Annotated in this window: 17 protein-coding genes; 7 read left to right on the forward strand and 10 right to left on the reverse strand. The window is 71.1% G+C overall.

What is annotated here, in order from left to right; translation table 11 throughout:
* Positions 1 to 24: 24 nt before the first annotated feature.
* The 5 genes from ACZ56U_RS29855 to ACZ56U_RS29875 form a co-directional block, all read right to left on the reverse strand.
* Positions 25 to 921 (reverse strand): SCO1860 family LAETG-anchored protein, encoded by an 897-nt coding sequence (locus ACZ56U_RS29855; protein ID WP_469087066.1) that lies wholly within the window; start codon positions 919 to 921, stop codon positions 25 to 27.
* A gap of 154 nt (positions 922 to 1,075) precedes the next feature.
* Positions 1,076 to 2,167, reverse strand: coding sequence for an amidohydrolase family protein (locus ACZ56U_RS29860; RefSeq protein WP_469087067.1), 1,092 nt, complete (start codon positions 2,165 to 2,167; stop codon positions 1,076 to 1,078).
* 14 nt (positions 2,168 to 2,181) lie between these two features.
* The gene (locus ACZ56U_RS29865; RefSeq protein WP_469087068.1) at positions 2,182 to 2,973 is read right to left on the reverse strand and encodes an amino acid ABC transporter ATP-binding protein; all 792 of its coding nucleotides are present in this window, start codon (positions 2,971 to 2,973) and stop codon (positions 2,182 to 2,184) included.
* A complete protein-coding gene (locus tag ACZ56U_RS29870; protein ID WP_469087069.1) occupies positions 2,970 to 3,803 on the reverse strand; it encodes an amino acid ABC transporter permease in 834 nt (277 codons plus the stop codon). Before ACZ56U_RS29870 ends, ACZ56U_RS29865 begins: the two co-directional genes overlap by 4 nt.
* Positions 3,800 to 4,657 carry a transporter substrate-binding domain-containing protein gene (locus ACZ56U_RS29875; protein ID WP_469087070.1) on the reverse strand — a complete coding sequence of 286 codons (858 nt, stop codon included), beginning with the start codon at positions 4,655 to 4,657 and terminating at the stop codon, positions 3,800 to 3,802. The genes ACZ56U_RS29870 and ACZ56U_RS29875 overlap by 4 nt, the downstream gene beginning before the upstream one ends.
* A 190-nt stretch (positions 4,658 to 4,847) precedes the next feature.
* Between ACZ56U_RS29875 and ACZ56U_RS29880 the strand changes: the two genes are divergently transcribed.
* The 6 genes from ACZ56U_RS29880 (at position 4,848) to thpD (ending at position 10,197) form a co-directional block, all read left to right on the forward strand.
* Positions 4,848 to 5,948, forward strand: a complete 1,101-nt coding sequence (locus ACZ56U_RS29880) for a pyridoxal-phosphate-dependent aminotransferase family protein (protein WP_469087071.1) — start codon at positions 4,848 to 4,850, stop codon at positions 5,946 to 5,948.
* Positions 5,949 to 6,129: 181 nt separating this feature from the next.
* Positions 6,130 to 6,657, forward strand: coding sequence for a DinB family protein (locus ACZ56U_RS29885; RefSeq protein WP_469087072.1), 528 nt, complete (start codon positions 6,130 to 6,132; stop codon positions 6,655 to 6,657).
* A gap of 305 nt (positions 6,658 to 6,962) precedes the next feature.
* A complete protein-coding gene (gene ectA, locus ACZ56U_RS29890) occupies positions 6,963 to 7,481 on the forward strand; it encodes a diaminobutyrate acetyltransferase (RefSeq protein WP_469087073.1) in 519 nt (172 codons plus the stop codon).
* A gap of 73 nt (positions 7,482 to 7,554) precedes the next feature.
* Positions 7,555 to 8,826 carry a diaminobutyrate--2-oxoglutarate transaminase gene (gene ectB / locus ACZ56U_RS29895; RefSeq protein WP_469087074.1) on the forward strand — a complete coding sequence of 424 codons (1,272 nt, stop codon included), beginning with the start codon at positions 7,555 to 7,557 and terminating at the stop codon, positions 8,824 to 8,826.
* A 40-nt stretch (positions 8,827 to 8,866) separates the two neighbouring features.
* A complete protein-coding gene (locus ACZ56U_RS29900) occupies positions 8,867 to 9,265 on the forward strand; it encodes an ectoine synthase (RefSeq protein ID WP_391230403.1) in 399 nt (132 codons plus the stop codon).
* Between the two features lie 5 nt (positions 9,266 to 9,270).
* On the forward strand, positions 9,271 to 10,197 hold the full coding sequence (gene thpD / locus ACZ56U_RS29905; RefSeq protein WP_469087075.1) for an ectoine hydroxylase: 927 nt from the start codon (positions 9,271 to 9,273) through the stop codon (positions 10,195 to 10,197).
* A 175-nt stretch (positions 10,198 to 10,372) separates the two neighbouring features.
* On the opposite strand, the gene ACZ56U_RS29910 is transcribed toward thpD, so the two are convergent.
* From ACZ56U_RS29910 to ACZ56U_RS29930, 5 genes are all read right to left on the reverse strand, one after another.
* Positions 10,373 to 11,434 carry an aminotransferase class V-fold PLP-dependent enzyme gene (locus ACZ56U_RS29910; RefSeq protein ID WP_469087219.1) on the reverse strand — a complete coding sequence of 354 codons (1,062 nt, stop codon included), beginning with the start codon at positions 11,432 to 11,434 and terminating at the stop codon, positions 10,373 to 10,375.
* A 105-nt stretch (positions 11,435 to 11,539) separates the two neighbouring features.
* The gene (locus ACZ56U_RS29915) at positions 11,540 to 12,259 is read right to left on the reverse strand and encodes a DsbA family oxidoreductase (RefSeq protein WP_469087076.1); all 720 of its coding nucleotides are present in this window, start codon (positions 12,257 to 12,259) and stop codon (positions 11,540 to 11,542) included.
* A gap of 74 nt (positions 12,260 to 12,333) precedes the next feature.
* A complete protein-coding gene (locus ACZ56U_RS29920) occupies positions 12,334 to 12,828 on the reverse strand; it encodes a GNAT family N-acetyltransferase (RefSeq protein WP_469087077.1) in 495 nt (164 codons plus the stop codon).
* Positions 12,829 to 12,917: 89 nt separating this feature from the next.
* Positions 12,918 to 13,526 (reverse strand): DUF1349 domain-containing protein, encoded by a 609-nt coding sequence (locus ACZ56U_RS29925; RefSeq protein WP_469087078.1) that lies wholly within the window; start codon positions 13,524 to 13,526, stop codon positions 12,918 to 12,920.
* Positions 13,527 to 13,654: 128 nt separating this feature from the next.
* On the reverse strand, positions 13,655 to 15,184 hold the full coding sequence (locus ACZ56U_RS29930) for an aldehyde dehydrogenase (NADP(+)) (RefSeq protein ID WP_469087079.1): 1,530 nt from the start codon (positions 15,182 to 15,184) through the stop codon (positions 13,655 to 13,657).
* A gap of 124 nt (positions 15,185 to 15,308) precedes the next feature.
* Between ACZ56U_RS29930 and ACZ56U_RS29935 the strand changes: the two genes are divergently transcribed.
* Positions 15,309 to 16,082, forward strand: coding sequence for an IclR family transcriptional regulator (locus ACZ56U_RS29935; protein ID WP_469087080.1), 774 nt, complete (start codon positions 15,309 to 15,311; stop codon positions 16,080 to 16,082).
* The last annotated feature ends 2 nt before the right edge of the window (positions 16,083 to 16,084 follow it).

Here is a 16,084-nt window from a genome sequence, read left to right on the forward strand (position 1 = left end):
GACTGCCGGGCCGCGCCCGGTGGGTCAGCTCCTGCCGCGCCGCGTGTACGCGACCGCTCCCCCGCCCGCGACGACGAGCGCCAGCGCGCCGCCCGCGATGTACGGCGTCAGGGAGTTGCCGCCGGTCTCCGCCAGCCCGGCTTCGGCGGGGCCGCCCTGGGGCTTGACGTCACCGGCGGGTTCGGCCGGTTCGCGGGTCGGGACCGGGGCCTCGCAGGTGGCCCTGGCGAGGGTGAGGGTGCCCTCGACCTCGGCGACGTTGAGCTTCAACGGGTTGATGGAGACGCGGAGTTCGAGGGCCGTCGCGGCCGCCGTCCGGGTGCCCGTCTCGGTCCTGGACAGGTCGAGGCGGACCTCTCCGACGCCGGGGACCGCGACCTCGGTCGGGCCGCCGGCGGTGAGCGTGACCTTCTTGCCGAGCACGGTCACCGGGCCCAGCAGCTGGGAGGTGGCGGTCGGGGTCCTGCCTGCCTCGCAGGTGGCCTTGGAGGTGACCGTGCCGAGCTCGACGAGCGACAGCAGGGGCAGGCCGGGGACGTGGAGCCTGGCGTGGGCGAGGGTGGTGGACGCCTCGGCCCTGGTGGCGGTGACGTTCGCCTTGGCGGAGGCCACCTGCGCGTCGAGCACGCTGAAGGGCCGGCCGCCGTCGACGCCCTCCAGCGTCGCGCTCAGCGTGGTCTTCTCGGCGCTCTGCGGCGCCTGCACTTCGTTCAGGGAGACCGCGAGCGGGACGTTCACGGTCTTGTTGAGCAGCGACACGTCGAGCCCGGTGCGCAGGACGACGGCGCTCGCCCGCCCCTGGTCACCGGTCGCGTGCGCGGAGCCCGCGCCGGCCAGGACCGCGGGACCCGCGGCCAGGGCCGTGGCCGCCGCGACGGTCGCGAGACGGCGTGCGGGCATGCGGAAGTTGTTGCCGTTCAAGGTGGGGACCCCTCAGAGGAGACATGCTCGGGACCCGGCAAGAATTACGCACCCCGACCCGGCGGTCAGCGAGCTGACGCGGGTTCACTCCAAAGTGACTTTTCCGTGCGTGTCTTCGAATCCCTGGGCACGCACGTTCTCCACCGTCACTCGGTCACCCCCGCACCCGCCCGTTCAGTACCACCCGGCGGGGCGCCCCCAGTACCCGTACGTCCGCCCGCGGATCCCCCTCGTACACCACGAGGTCGGCCCGGGCGCCCTCCTCCAGGCCCGGCCGGCCGAGCCACGCGCGGGCCTTCCAGGTGGTCGCCGCGAGGGCCTCGACCGGCGGGATGCCCGCCTGGGTCAGCTCCGCGACCTCGGCCGCGACCAGGCCGTGGGGCAGGGTGCCGCCCGCGTCGGTGCCGACGTAGACCGGGATGCCGGCGTCGTAGGCGGAGCGGACGGTGTCGTAGCGGCGTTCGTGGAGGCGGCGCATGTGGGCGGACCAGCGGGGGAACTTGGACTCGCCGCCCTCGGCCAGCTTCGGGAAGGTGGCGATGTTGACCAGGGTCGGGACGATCGCCACGCCGCGGTCGGCGAAGAGGGGGATCAGCTCGTCGGTGAGGCCGGTGGCGTGTTCGACGCAGTCGATGCCGGCCTCGACGAGGTCGCGCAGGGAGGACTCGGCGAAGCAGTGGGCGGTGACCCGCGCGCCCAGCCGGTGGGCCTGCGCGATCGCCGCCTCGGCCGCCTCACGCGGCCAGCTGGGGGCCAGGTCGCCCAGGTCGCGGTCGATCCAGTCGCCGACCAGCTTCACCCAGCCGTCGCCGCGGCGGGCCTCCTGGGCGACATACGCGACCAGGTCGTCCGGTTCGATCTCGTGGGCGTAGCCGCGGAGGTAGCGGCGGGTGCGGGCGATGTGGCGGCCGGCCCGGATGATCTTCGGGAGGTCGTCGCGGGCGTCGGTCCAGCGGGTGTCGGAGGGCGAGCCGGCGTCGCGGATCAGCAGGGTGCCGGCCTCGCGGTCGGTCAGGGCCTGCTTCTCGGCGACGTCCTCGGGGACCGGGCCGTGCGGCCCCAGGCCGACGTGGCAGTGCGCGTCGACGAGGCCGGGCAGGACCCAGCCCTCGACCTTGCGGACGTCCTGGGCGCCGACGGGACGGTCGTAGGAGATCCGGCCGTCGACGACCCACAGTTCGTCGCGGACGTCCTCGGGGCCGACGAGGACCCTGCCCTTCACGTGCAGCACCGGCTGATCGCTCATGGCTGCACCCTAAGTCAGCCCTTGCCGCCCACCTGGTCCGAGGTCTCCTCCTCCACCTGCGCCATCGCCGGGTCCAGCAGCCGGGACAGGAAGTGGCGGGTCCGCTCGTGGCGCGGGCTGCCGATGACGCGGTCCGGGGTGCCGTCCTCGACGATCACCCCGCCGTCCATGAAGACGACCCGGTCGGCGACCTCGCGGGCGAAGGTCATCTCGTGCGTGACGACCATCATCGTCATGCCCTCCTGGGCGAGCATGCGCATGACCGCCAGGACATCCCCGACCAACTCCGGGTCGAGCGCCGACGTCGGCTCGTCGAAGAGCATCACCTCGGGCCCCATCGACAGCGCGCGGGCGATCGCGACGCGCTGCTGCTGGCCGCCGGAGAGCGAGGCCGGGTAGGCGTTCGCCTTCTCGGTCAGGCCCACCCGTTCCAGGTTCTGGGCGGCCACCTTCGCCGCCTCGGCCTTGTCCCGCCTGAGCACCCTGCGCTGGGGCAGCGTGAGGTTCTCGGTCACCGTCAGGTGCGGGAAGAGGTTGAACTGCTGGAAGACCATGCCGATACGGCGGCGTACGGCGTCGATGTCGACATCGGGGTCGGTGAGTTCGGTGCCGCCGACGAGGACCTGGCCCTTGGTGGGTTCCTCCAGCAGGTTCACGCACCGCAGCAGCGTGGACTTGCCCGACCCCGAGGGGCCGATGACACACACGACCTCGCCCTGGCCGATCTCCAGGTCGATGCCCTTGAGGACCTCGTTGTCGCCGAACGCCTTGTGCAGACCGCGCACTTCGATCTCGGGACGGGTCATTTCACGGCCTCCTGGGCCTTCGCCTCCATGCGGCGCACGACGAAGCCGAGCGGGATCGTCACCAGCAGGTAGCACAGCCCCGCGACGAGGATCGGGGTGGAGTTGGCGGTCGTACTGGCCAGGTCGCGGCCGTACTTGGACAGTTCGCGCTCCTCCAGGGTGACGCCGAGGAAGAGCACCAGCGAGGAGTCCTTGAAGAGCAGGACGAGTTCGTTGGTGAGCGGCGGGAGGATGATCCGGAACGCCTGCGGGAGGATGATCGAGACCATCGCCCGGGCCGGGGAGAAGCCCAGCGAACGGGCCGCCTCCAGCTGCCCCTTGGGCACCGCCTGGATGCCCGCGCGGATCGTCTCGGCCATGTACGCGGCCGCCACCAGACCGAGGGCGAGCGCGACCTTGCCGTAGGTGCCGCCGGGGATCTCGGTGCCCGGGAAGGCCAGCGGTACGGCGACCCCGATGAAGATGAAGATCAGCAGGGCCGGCAGACCGCGGAAGATCTCGATGTAGACACCGGCGAACCAGCGGTACGGCCCCACCGGCGACAGCCGCATCAGCGCGATCACCATGCCGAGGACGAGCCCGAACGCGAAGCCGGACAGCGTGTACAGCACGGTGTTCTTCAGTGCCAGCGTGATGACGTCCGGGAACATCTCCCGGGCGATGTCCCACTGGGCGAACTGGTTCTTCAGCCGGTCCCAGTCGGCCGCGGCCGCGAAGGCGATCACGGCCGCGACGAAGACGACGTACTGGGCGCCGCGCGACAGCGTGCGCTTCTGACGCCGGGTCAGGCCCTTCTTGCGAGGCTGGAGTCGTGCGTCCGCGCTCGTCATGAGGCGGACGGGGAGGCGGAGGCCGCGGACTCGTCGTAGGGGCCGATCCACTTCTCGTACAGCGTCTTGTACGTGCCGTCGGCCTTGGCGTCGGCGAGTGCCTTGTTGACCGCGGCGAGCAGCTTGGCGTTGCCCTTCTTCACCGTGAAGCCGTACTCCTCACCGGTGTTGATCTGCTCGGCGACCTGGAAGGCGTCGGCGTTGGCCTTGGTCTTCAGCCAGCCCTGGACGACCGGGTAGTCGATGACGACGGCCTTGACCTGGCCGGAGCGCAGGCCGTTGAGGACGGCGTCGGAGGACTCGAAGGAGACCGGGTCGAAGCCCTGGCTCTTGGCGTAGTCCTCGCCGGTGGTCTGGGCCTGGGCGCCGAGCGCGACCTTCTTGGACTTGACGTCGGCCAGCGAGGTGACGCCGCTGCCCTTGTCGACGAGCAGGGCCTGGGTGGCCTCGAAGTAGGGGTCCGAGAAGTCGACGTTCTTCTTGCGCTCGTCGGTGATGGTCATGCCGGCGGCGGCGAGGTCGCACTCGCCGGAGTTGAGGAAGGCGCCGGTCTTGAAGTTCTCGAACGGGGTGTCGAGGATCTCCTGCTTCACGCCGAGGTCCTTGGCGACGAGGTCGATGAGCGACACGTCGAAGCCCTGGACCTTGCCGTCGATCTCCGACTGGAAGGGCGGGTAGGGCAGGTGGGTGCAGGTGGTGAGCTGCCCCGCCTTGACGAGCTCGACACCGCCGGCTGCGGTCTTGGTGCCGCTGCCGCCGTCGTCGTCCGAGGAGCAGCCGGCCACGAGCACGAGCCCGGCCGTCGCGGTGGTGGCGGCCAGGATGCGGGTCCGACGCCCGAGGATCGTCTGCACGGGGAAGCCTCCAGTGAGGGAACTGTCTGTTCCGGATATCGGGTTCCGATTATAAGGAGAAGTTTGAGACCCTCAAATCAAACCGATGGCTATACAGCCGTCTGACCTAAGAAGTCGGTGGTGGCAGGGGGTGCCCGGGCGGCGGTTACGCTCATGGCCGACGAACCTCGTGAGTGAAAAGAGCACTTCCGTGACGCATCCCTTCCTGGACCTGGCCCCGCTCGGCGCGGCGCACTTCGCGTCGATCGAGGACCGCGTGGCGCGGCTGCTGAGCACCTCGCAGGATGTCGTGATCATGCAGGGCGAGGCGTTGCTGCCGCTGGAGGGGGCGATCCGCGCGACCGCGGGCCCGGGCACGGTGGCGCTGAACGTGATCACCGGGCCCTACGGGCAGACCTTCGGGGACTGGCTGCGGGACTGCGGGGCGACGGTGATCGATCTGGCGGTGCCGTTCCACACGGCCGTGACCGCGGAGCAGATCCGGGAGGCCTTCACCGAGCACCCCTCCATCGACTTCGTGTCGCTGGTGCACGCGGAGGCGGCCACGGGCAACACCAACCCGGTCGCGGAGATCGGCGAGGTGGTACGCGAGCACGGCGCCCTGTTCTACCTGGACGCCGTCGCCTCGGTCGGCGCCGAGCCGGTGCTGCCGGACGCGTGGGGCGTCGACCTGTGCGTGATCGGGGCGCAGAAGGCGATGGGCGGCCCGGCCGGGGTCTCTGCGGTGTCCGTCAGCGAGCGGGCCTGGGCCCGGATGGCGGCGAACCCGCAGGCGCCCCGGCGGTCGTACCTGTCGCTGCTGGACTGGAAGGAGCGGTGGGTCGACGGCGGCCGCAAGGCGCTGCTGCACGCGCCGGCCCAGTTGGAGATGCTGGCGCTGGAGGCCTGCGTCGAGCGGATCGAGTCGGTGGGCCTGGAGACGGTGATGGCCCGGCACGCCTCGGCCGCCGCGGCGACCCGGGCGGGCGCCAGGGCTCTGGGCGGCGGTCTCGAACCGTACGTCCACGAGGCCCGCGACGCGGCCCCGGTCGCCACGACCCTGCGGGCGCCGGCCGGGACGGTGGCCTCGGAACTGGTGGCCCGGGCGCTGTCCTCGGACCCCGCGCTGCCGCTGGCCGCGGGCGGCGGCGCCCTGGCCAAGGAGATGATCCGGGTCAACCACTACGGCGCGGACGCGACGCCGGGGGCGGTCCGGGCGAGCCTCGCGGCACTGGGGGCCGCGCTGGGCGAGCAGGGGCTCGCCGTGGACGTCGAGGCGGCGCTGCGGGCCGCCGAGGAGGGCTGGCGGTAGGGGCTCCGGGGCGGAGATCCGGGGGACGCGGGCCGGGGCCGGGAAACGGGGCTCCGGGGCGGGGTGCCGGGCGATGCGGGCCGGGGCCCGGAGACGCGGATCCGGGGCGGGATACCGGGGGACGCGGGCCGGGAGACACGGCTCCGGCCCCGATGCCGTACGCCCGTGCCATGCTCCCCCCATGACCACCGACTCTCCGCTCACCCTTCCCGACGGCCGGCCCGTCCCCCTCACCACCGGTGAGGAAATGCCCATGCTCCAGAGCTGGTTGGACTTCCACCGCGCCACGCTGGAGCTCAAGTGCGCGGGGCTGGACGACGAGCAGGTGCGGCGGACCGCCGCCGCGCCCTCCGCGCTGACCCTGCTCGGACTGGTGCAGCATCTCGCCGAGGTCGAGCGGAACTGGTTCCAGCGGGTGATCGGCGGGCTCGATGTGCCGCCGGTGTACGAGGAGGTGACCGGGTACGCCCTGCGCGCCGAACGAGCGCTCGACGAGGCCCTCGGGGTCTGGCGCCGCGAGATCGCGCGAGGGCGGGAGATCGTCGCCGGGCGGTCGCTCGACTCCGTCGGACGGGTCATGGAGGGACCGGTACCCGGGATGGAGGTCAGTGTGCGCTGGGTGCTCATTCACATGATTGAGGAGTACGCGCGGCACAACGGCCACGCCGATATCTTGCGGGAACGAATCGACGGGCTGACCGGCGCCTAATTCCCAGGGAATTCCGGAATTTATTCCGAAGGTAGCTTCCCGTATTCTTCTGCCCGCTTTTCCCGACCCTAAACGCAAAGATTCTGCGAACGTCAACCGGGGGAATTCGGGCAGATCTCGTGGGGGGTACATGGTTGTGACGCGTTACACAAGTGACGCGAATTGCGGCTTTTGTAGAGGGCAAAACCTCCCATAGTTCTCACCCTCACGCATCCACTCACGCTCGCGCGATAACACATGCCTCGCCGCCATGTAACCCCCCGCGGCGATGCATTTTTCTATTTCCATCGGTAAATTCAATCCGCATGACTGCCGCACAAGCAGACACGACAGCAGAACTGCAAATCGATCGTCCGTCCGTGGCCGACGGCGCCGCGCTGTGGCGGATTGCGAAGGATTCGAAGGTCCTCGACCTGAACTCGTCGTACAGCTATCTGCTGTGGTGCCGTGACTTCGCCGCCACCTCGGCCGTCGCTCGCGACGAGCACGGGAAGCCGGTCGGCTTCGTCACCGGCTACCTGCGGCCGGACCGTCCGCGCACCCTGCTCGTCTGGCAGGTGGCGGTGGACGAGGCCCAGCGTGGCCGCGGGCTCGCCGGAGCGCTGCTCGACGGCCTCGTCGCACGGGTCTCGGCCGAGCACCGGATCACCGCTGTGGAGACCACCATCACTCCCGGCAACACCGCTTCCGAGCGGCTCTTCGCCGCGTTCGCCGAGCGCCATGACGCCGGCCTGGAGCGTGAGGTGCTGTTCGACGGCGGCCTGTTCCCCGACGGGCCGCACGAACCCGAGGTGCTCTACCGCATCGGCCCTCTCTCCCTCTGACCTTCCTCCCTCCCCCTCGCACGCCCCCTCCCCTCCCCCCTCGCACTCCCCACGCACAGAGGAGCAATTCGTCGTGACCATCACCCAGCCCGACCTCAGCGTCTTCGAGACCCTCGAGTCCGAGGTGCGCAGTTACTGCCGCGGCTGGCCCACCGTCTTCGACCGTGCGCACGGCAGCCGTATGTACGACGAGGACGGCCATGAGTACCTGGACTTCTTCGCGGGCGCCGGCTCCCTCAACTACGGGCACAACAACCCGGTCCTGAAACGCGCGTTGATCGACTACCTGGAGCGGGACGGCGTCACGCACGGGCTCGACATGTCGACCACCGCCAAGCGCGCGTTCCTGGAGAGCTTCCAGAACCTGGTGCTGCGGCCGCGCGACCTGCCGTACAAGGTCATGTTCCCGGGCCCGACCGGCACCAACGCCGTCGAGTCCGCCCTGAAGCTGGCCCGGAAGGTGAAGGGGCGCGAGGCGATCGTGTCCTTCACCAACGCCTTCCACGGCATGTCCCTCGGGTCCCTCGCCGTGACCGGCAACGCCTTCAAGCGGGCCGGGGCGGGCATACCGCTGGTGCACGGCACGCCGATGCCGTTCGACAACTACTTCGACGGCACGGTCGAGGACTTCCTGTGGTTCGAGCGGCTCCTCGAGGACCAGGGGTCCGGGCTCAACAAGCCCGCCGCGGTGATCGTCGAGACCGTGCAGGGCGAGGGCGGCATCAACGTCGCGCGGATCGAGTGGCTGCGGGCGCTGGCCGAGCTGTGCGAGCGGCAGGACATGCTGCTCATCGTCGACGACATCCAGATGGGGTGCGGCCGGACCGGGGCCTTCTTCTCGTTCGAGGAGGCCGGCATCACGCCCGACATCGTCACCGTGTCGAAGTCGATCAGCGGCTACGGACTGCCCATGTCGCTGTGCCTGTTCAAGCCCGAGCTGGACATCTGGGAGCCGGGCGAGCACAACGGCACCTTCCGCGGCAACAACCCGGCGTTCGTCACCGCCACCGCCGCCCTGGAGACGTACTGGGCGGACGGGGCCGCGATGGAGAAGCAGACCCGCACGCGCGGGGAGCAGGTCGAGCAGGGGCTCATCTCCATCACCGAGGAGAACCTCGCCGACATCAAGGAGTACCGCGGTCGCGGACTCGTGTGGGGGCTGGAGTTCCACGAGAAGGCGCGTGCCGGGCGGGTCGCCAAGCGCGCCTTCGAACTCGGGCTGCTCATCGAGACGTCCGGCCCCGAGAGCGAGGTCGTCAAGCTGCTGCCGGCTCTCACCATCACCTCCGACGAGCTGGACGAGGGCCTCAGCGTCCTCGCCCGCGCCGTCCGGGAAACCGTCTGACACCGTCGGACACCGTCTATCTAGGAGGCATCGCACCACCGTGATCGTCCGTTCGTTCAAGGACATCGAAGGCACCGACCGGCATGTGAAGGCGGCATCCGGCACCTGGGAGAGCAAACGGATCGTGCTCGCCAAGGAGCGCGTCGGCTTCTCGCTGCACGAGACGATCCTGTACGCCGGTACGGAGACGTCGATGTGGTACGCCAACCACGTCGAGGCCGTCGTGTGCGTCGAGGGCGAGGCCGAACTCACCGACCACGAGACCGGGCTGAGCCACACGATCACGCCCGGGACCATGTACCTCCTCGACGGGCACGAGCGGCACACGCTGCGGGTGAAGGAGGACTTCCGCTGCCTGTGCGTCTTCAACCCGCCCGTGACCGGACGGGAGGACCACGACGAGAACGGCGTCTATCCGCTGCTGACGGAGGAGGGCTGACCCTCATGAGCACCACCACGACCCACACGACCCACACGGGCGGCGCGGCCCCGGTCACCGACCTGTACCCGAGCCGCGGGGCCGCCGAGATCGCCGTCCCGCGCCAGGACCCCGTCGTCTGGGGCGCGCCCGGCACGCCCGGGCCGGTCTCCGTCGACGAGCTCCACTCCTACGAGCGCGACGGCTTCCTCGCCATCGACGAGCTCATCGGCGAGGACGAGGTGGCGCTCTACCGCGCCGAGTTGGAGCGGCTCGTGGCCGATCCGGCGATCCGCGCGGACGAGCGGTCCATCGTCGAGCCGCAGTCCAAGGAGATCCGCTCGGTCTTCGAGGTGCACAGGATCAGCGAGGTGTTCGCGAACCTGGTGCGCGACGAGCGGGTCGTGGGCCGGGCCCGGCAGATCCTCGGCTCGGACGTCTACGTCCACCAGTCGCGAATCAACGTCAAGCCCGGTTTTGGGGCCAGCGGCTTCTACTGGCACTCCGACTTCGAGACCTGGCACGCCGAGGACGGCCTGCCGAACATGCGCACGGTGTCCGTCTCGATCGCGCTGACCGAGAACTACGACACCAACGGCGGGCTCATGATCATGCCCGGCTCGCACAAGACCTTCCTCGGGTGCGCGGGCGCCACCCCGAAGGACAACTACAAGAAGTCGTTGCAGATGCAGGACGCGGGCACGCCCTCGGACGAGGCGCTGACGGCGATGGCCTCGGAGTACGGCATCAAGCTGTTCACCGGCAAGGCCGGTTCGGCGACCTGGTTCGACTGCAACGCCATGCACGGCTCCGGTGACAACATCACGCCGTTCCCGCGCAGCAACGTCTTCATCGTGTTCAACAGCGTGGAGAACGCGGCGGTGGAGCCCTTCGCGGCCCCCATCCGCCGACCGGAGTTCATCGGCGCGAGGGACTTCACCCCGGTGAGGTGACCTCCGCTCCTGTGAGGTGCCCCCACATCTCGCGGCCACAGGCGACGCGGCCCGCTCCAGTACGTTCCGTACGGCGGCCGCGTCGCCTGTGGTTGCGCGGGGCACCTCGCACCGGCTCGGCATCGGTGCCGAGGGCCGGGCCGAAGGCTCGGCGACGACGGTCCCGAGTCGTGGTTCAGGTCGCCAGGGCGTCCAGGAGCCGGTCGACGTCGGCGGGGGTGTTGTAGAGGTGGAACGAGGCCCGCAAGTGGCCCGCGCGGTCCGAGACCTCGATGCCGGCCGCGCTCAACTCCGGCTGTCTCGCGCCGAGTCCGGGCACGGAGACGATCGCGGAGCCCGGCGCCGGGACGGGTTCGTGGCCGAGGGTGGCGAGGCCCGCGCGGAAGCGGTCGGCGAGGGCCAGGTCGTGGGTGTGGACGGCCTGGACGCCGAGTTCCTCGATGAGGGACAGGGAGGCGCGCAGACCGGCGTAGCTGAAGAGCGAATAGCCCAGGTCGAACCGGCGTGCGGAGTGGGCGAGTTCGGCGATCGGGCCGTAACAGCTGGCCCAGGGGTCCTCGCCCGCGACCCAGCCGGCCAGCAGCGGGGTCAGCCCGCCGAAGTCCGCCGCCTCCTCCGGGACCACCAGGAAGGCGGCGCCGTGCGGGCCCAGCAGCCACTTGAAGCCGGTACAGACGGTGTAGTCGTAGGACCCGGCGTCGATCGGCAGCCAGCCGCCGGCCTGGGAGAAGTCGACGTAGGTGCGGGCGCCGTGCGCGCGCGCCGCCTCCCGCACCGCGGACAGGTCGGCGACGCGGCCGTCGGCGGACTGGGCGGCGCTGACCGCGACCAGCGCGGTCCCCGGGCGGACGGAGTCCGCCAGCCGGTCCAGGGCGACCGTGCGGACCTTGAGGTCGCCACGGGCGTGGAAGGGGTGCACGACGGAGGTGAAGTCGCCCTCGGCGGTGAGGACTTCGGCGCCCGCGGGCAGCGCGGCGGCGATCAGCCCGCTGTGGACCGAGACGGAGGGGCCGGCCGCGACCCGGCTCGCCGGCACCCCGGCCAGCCGGGCGAAGGCGGCGCGGGCCGCCTCCACGTCCTCGAACAGCGGGTCCAGCGGCAGCCCCTCGGCCCGCAGGCGTGCCGCCGCGGACAGGGCGGCGACGGCACGGGCGGGCAGCAGACCGCTGGTCGCGGTGTTCAGATAGGTGTTCCTCGGGGTGAACTCGGCCCGGACGAGGCTCTCGAAGGTCTCCATGGTCTCCATGGATCCCACTGTGGAGCCGCTCGGAGCATTAGTCCATTGCCGAGTTTTACGTGACTTCCCCAAGTAATCCTTATAGCCCGGTCCCGACCTGCGCGGTCAGTGCTGCTGGGGCACCGCGCACCCGTCGGGGCCGCAGGCCTCGGCGCCGCCGTCCTCGATGAGCCGCAGCGGCGGGCGCTCGCCCCAGGCCTGGGTCAGCGCCTGGGCGAAGACCTCGGCGGGCTGGGCGCCGGAGACGCCGTACTTGCGGTCGAGGACGAAGAACGGCACGCCGTTCGCGCCGAGTTCGGCGGCCTCCCGCTCGTCGGCGCGGACGTCGTCGGCGTAGGCGGTGGGGTCGGCGAGGACCGCGCGGGCGTCGTCCGCGTCCAGGCCGGCGGCGACGGCGAGTTCCACGAGCCGCTCGTCGCCCTCGGAGAAGACGGACCGTTCCTCGGCGAAGTTGGCCCGGTAGAGGATCTGGATGAGCTCGTCCTGACGGCCCCGCGCCTTGGCGAGGTGGAGCAGGCGGTGCATATCGAAGGTGTTGCCGTGGTCGCGGTCCCGGGTGCGGTACTCCAGCCCCTCCGCGGCCGCCTGCGTGCCGAGGTTCTCCTCGCCGGCCTGGGCCTGCGCCTCGCTCATGCCGTACTTCTTGGTCAGCATCTTGATCACCGGCTGGACGTCGCCCTTGGCACGGCCCGGGTCCAGCTCGAAGGAGCGGTGCACGACCTCGACCTGCTCGCGGTGCGGGAAGGCCTCGAGCGCCTTCTCGAAGCGGGCCTTGCCCACGTAGCACCAGGGGCAGGCGATGTCGCTCCAGATCTCGACGCGCATGTCTCGGCTCTCTCCAGGTCGAACGGGTACGGAGACTCCCTCCGATTAATGGGTGAACATTCAAGGACCAGGGTTCATTCCCCGGTCGGCGCGAAGGTCATCCGCAGGTGCCGGGCCCCGGGTCCCGTCGGCTGCGCGGCCCAGCCGAGCCGGGCGTAGAACGCCTGCGCCCGCAGGTTGTCGGTCCGCACCTCCAGGACGGCCGCCCGCTTGCCGTCGGCCCGCCACTGCTCGACGCAGGCCGCGTGCAGGGACGTGCCGACGCCGGAACGCCAGCGCTCGGGGTCGACGTGGAACTGGTACAGCTTCACCGTGTCCGCCGGGGCCCCCTCCGGGGTCCGGAAGGAGGCGAGGCCGACGATCCGCCCGTCCGCCACGGCGCACAGGACGTGCCCGTCGCGCCGGGCGACGGCGGTCCGCCAGGCGGCGAGCCAGTCGGTGCCGTCCTCGGGGACGCCGCCGGGGGGGTACGTCGCCCGGGCGCGGGCGTGCAGCGCGGCGAGGGCCTCCGCCTCGGCGGGTACGGCGGTCCTGACCATCCGGGCCGCCACGACTCTGTCAGCGATCACGCAACGGAGGACGTGACCTCGGCGGCCCCGGTTCCCGGTCGACCGCGACCCGGTATCCGGGATCCGGGCGCGCGGGAGGGGGACGGTGGTCAGCTGCCGTCTCTCAGGTCCTTCGGCCACTCGGGGCGGAACTCTATGTGGTCGTACGTCACGACGCAGCCCTCCCCCATCGGTGACTGCGTCATGAAGCCCACCAGCGCGGCGTCGCTCTCCTTCTCGTCGCCGAGCGTGAACAGCCGGACGAATATCCAGTGTTCGCCGTCCCGCGAGGCGTGGAAGGCGAAGGCCCGCCCGGTCCGGCTCACCCGGAGCCAGACCGACTTGCCGTCCACCGTGCAGGAGTTGGCGTCGTCGGAGTGCCCCCGGGTGACCACCGTGCAGATGGTGGCCACGTCCGGGGAGTACTCCAGACACAGCTTGGCCCAGGCCCGCTGCCCGACGTGGACGTACAACACCCCCGCGTCGAAGGAGGCGTTGAACCCCACGGTGACGCGGGCGACGAGCTGGAAGTCCCCTTCGGGAGCGCCGAGCAGGCGGGGCGCGTCGGAAGCGGGGTCGAGCCCTTCCGCGGTGGGCGGCACGAACCGGTCCTGCCGCGGCCCGGCCCATCCGGCGAGCACACCGTCCTCGTAGGACCAGTGGCCGTCGGGCCCGTACGTGCGCAGCGGGAAGGGCAGTTCGGGAAGCTCGATGTCCATCAGCCAACTGTCTCAGGGTGGGTCGAGAAGCTCAGGGGCGCGGGGCCGCATCGATCTGCGGGTCCGCCGCGCGGGCGCGACAAGCCACGATGGGCCCGCAGCCGCAGAACTCCCGCACCCCTACGGCGCTATCGCTCCAACCGCCCGTTGAACCGCCGCGGCAGCCCCAGCGGGTTCTCGTCCCGCAGCTCCTCCGGCAGCAGCGCCGCGGGCGTCGTCTGGTACACCACCGGACGCATCCACCGCTCGATGGCCGTACCGCCCACGGACGTCGACGTGGACGTCGTGGCCGGGTAGGGCCCCCCGTGGTGCTGGGCCGAGGCCACGGCGACCCCGGTCGGCCAGCCGTTGACCAGGACACGCCCCGCCAGCGGCGTCAGCTCCGCGAGGATCTCCGTGCCGCGCCCCTTGCCCTCGGTCTCCTCCGTGGACAGGTGCACCGTCGCGGTGAGGTTGCCCGGCAGCCGGGAGAGCACCGCGCGGGCCTGCGCGTCGTCGTCGTAGCGCGCCACGACCGTCACCGGGCCGAAGCACTCCTCGAGGAGCAGGTCGTGCTCGCCCTCCGCGGCCAGCTTCTGCGCCGGCACGGTCAAAAATCCCGCGCTCACCGTGTGCTCGCCGCCCGAGCCCGGCGTGACCGGGGTCTCCACGTCGGCCAGCTTGGCACGCTCGGCCACCCCGGCGATGAAGTTGTCCCGCATGCGGTGGTCGAGCAGGACGCCCGCGTCGGTGTCGCTGACGGCGTCCGTCAGGGACTTCACCAGTCCGTCGCCCGCCTCGCCGGAGGGCACCAGCACCAGGCCCGGCTTCACGCAGAACTGGCCGACGCCCAGCGTCATGGAGCCCGCGAGCCCCGTACCGATGGCCTCGGCGCGCTCGGCGGCGGCGGCCTCGGTGACGACGACGGGGTTCAGGGAGCCCAGCTCGCCGTGGAAGGGGATCGGGACCGGGCGGGCGGCGGCCGCGTCGAAGAGGGCGCGGCCACCGCGGATGGAGCCGGTGAAGCCGGCCGCGGCGACCAGCGGGTGCTTGATCAGCTCGATGCCCGCCTCGAAGCCGTGGACGAGGCCGATGACGCCCTCGGGGATGCCGTGCTCGGCGGCGGCCCGCCGCAGGACGGCCGCGACCAGCTCGGACAGACCCGGGTGGTCGGGGTGCGCCTTGACGACGACGGGGCAGCCGGCGCCCAGCGCGCTCGCGGTGTCGCCGCCGGCGACGGAGAAGGCGAAGGGGAAGTTCGAGGCCGAGTAGACGGCGACGACACCGAGCGGCACCTTGTAGCGGCGCAGGTCCGGGATCGGCGGGGTCGCGGTGTCGTCGGGGTGGTTGATCACGACGTCGAGGAAGGCGCCCTCGTCGACGATGTCCGCGAAGGCCCGCAGCTGGTAGCAGGTGCGGGCGAGTTCCCCGGTGAGCCGGACCGGGCCAAGCGCGGTCTCCGCGTCGGCGGCCTCGACGAGCTGGTCCTTGGCCGCCGTCAGCTTGTCGGCGGCGGTCCGCAGGAACGCGGCGCGGACCGTGCGGTCGGCGAGCGAGCCGCGGGCCTCGTGGGCCGCCCGGACGGTGGCGTCCACCTCCTGGGCTGTAGCCTCCACCGCAACCTGCTCACGCGGCTTCCCGGTTCGGGGGTCGACACTCCAGACTGGTGCTGCTGCCACCGCGGGTCCCTCCACACAGTTTTTCTTGGTCATTCACCAGGGCTGTTCGATATACTGAACGCTGTCTCTGATGATGAATATGCTGTTGGAGACTATTTCCCGTCCAACGAAGGGGTCAAGGGCGATGTCGGCAGGCGAGACGGGCGGCGGGGCGCAGGTCAAGTCCGCGGTACGGACGGTTGAACTGCTCGAGTACTTCGCCGGACGCCCCGGCATGCACTCCCTCGCGGCGGTCCAGGAGGCCGTCGGCTATCCCAAGTCCAGCCTCTACATGTTGCTGCGCACCCTGGTGGAGCTGGGCTGGGTGGAGACGGACGCCACGGGCACGCGCTACGGCATCGGGGTGCGGGCGCTGCTGGTGGGCACCTCGTACATCGACGGCGACGAGGTGGTCGCGGCCGCCCGGCCGACGCTGGACCGGCTCTCGGACGACACCACCGAGACCATCCACCTCGCGCGCCTGGACGGCACCAACGTCGTCTACCTCGCCACCCGGCAGTCCCAGCACTACCTGCGCCCCTTCACCCGGGTCGGCCGCCGGCTCCCGGCCCACTCCACCTCCCTCGGCAAGGCGCTGCTGAGCACCTACAGCGACGAGCAGGTCCGCAAGATGCTCCCGGAGACGCTGCCCGCGCTGACCGAGAACACCATCACCGACCGGGAGAAGCTCATCGAGGAGCTGCACCTGGTGCGGGAGCAGGGCTTCGCCGTGGACCGCGAGGAGAACACGCTGGGCCTGCGCTGCTTCGGCGTGGCGGTCCCCTACCGCACCCCCGCGCGGGACGCGATCAGCTGCTCGGTGCCGGTGGCGCGGCTCACGCCCGCGCACGAGCAGATGGTGAAGGACGCGCTGTTCGACGCGCGGGACCGGCTGACACTGGCGACCCGTAGGCTCTGAGC

The sequence above is a fragment of the Streptomyces sp. NPDC034103 genome, from assembly GCF_055575395.1.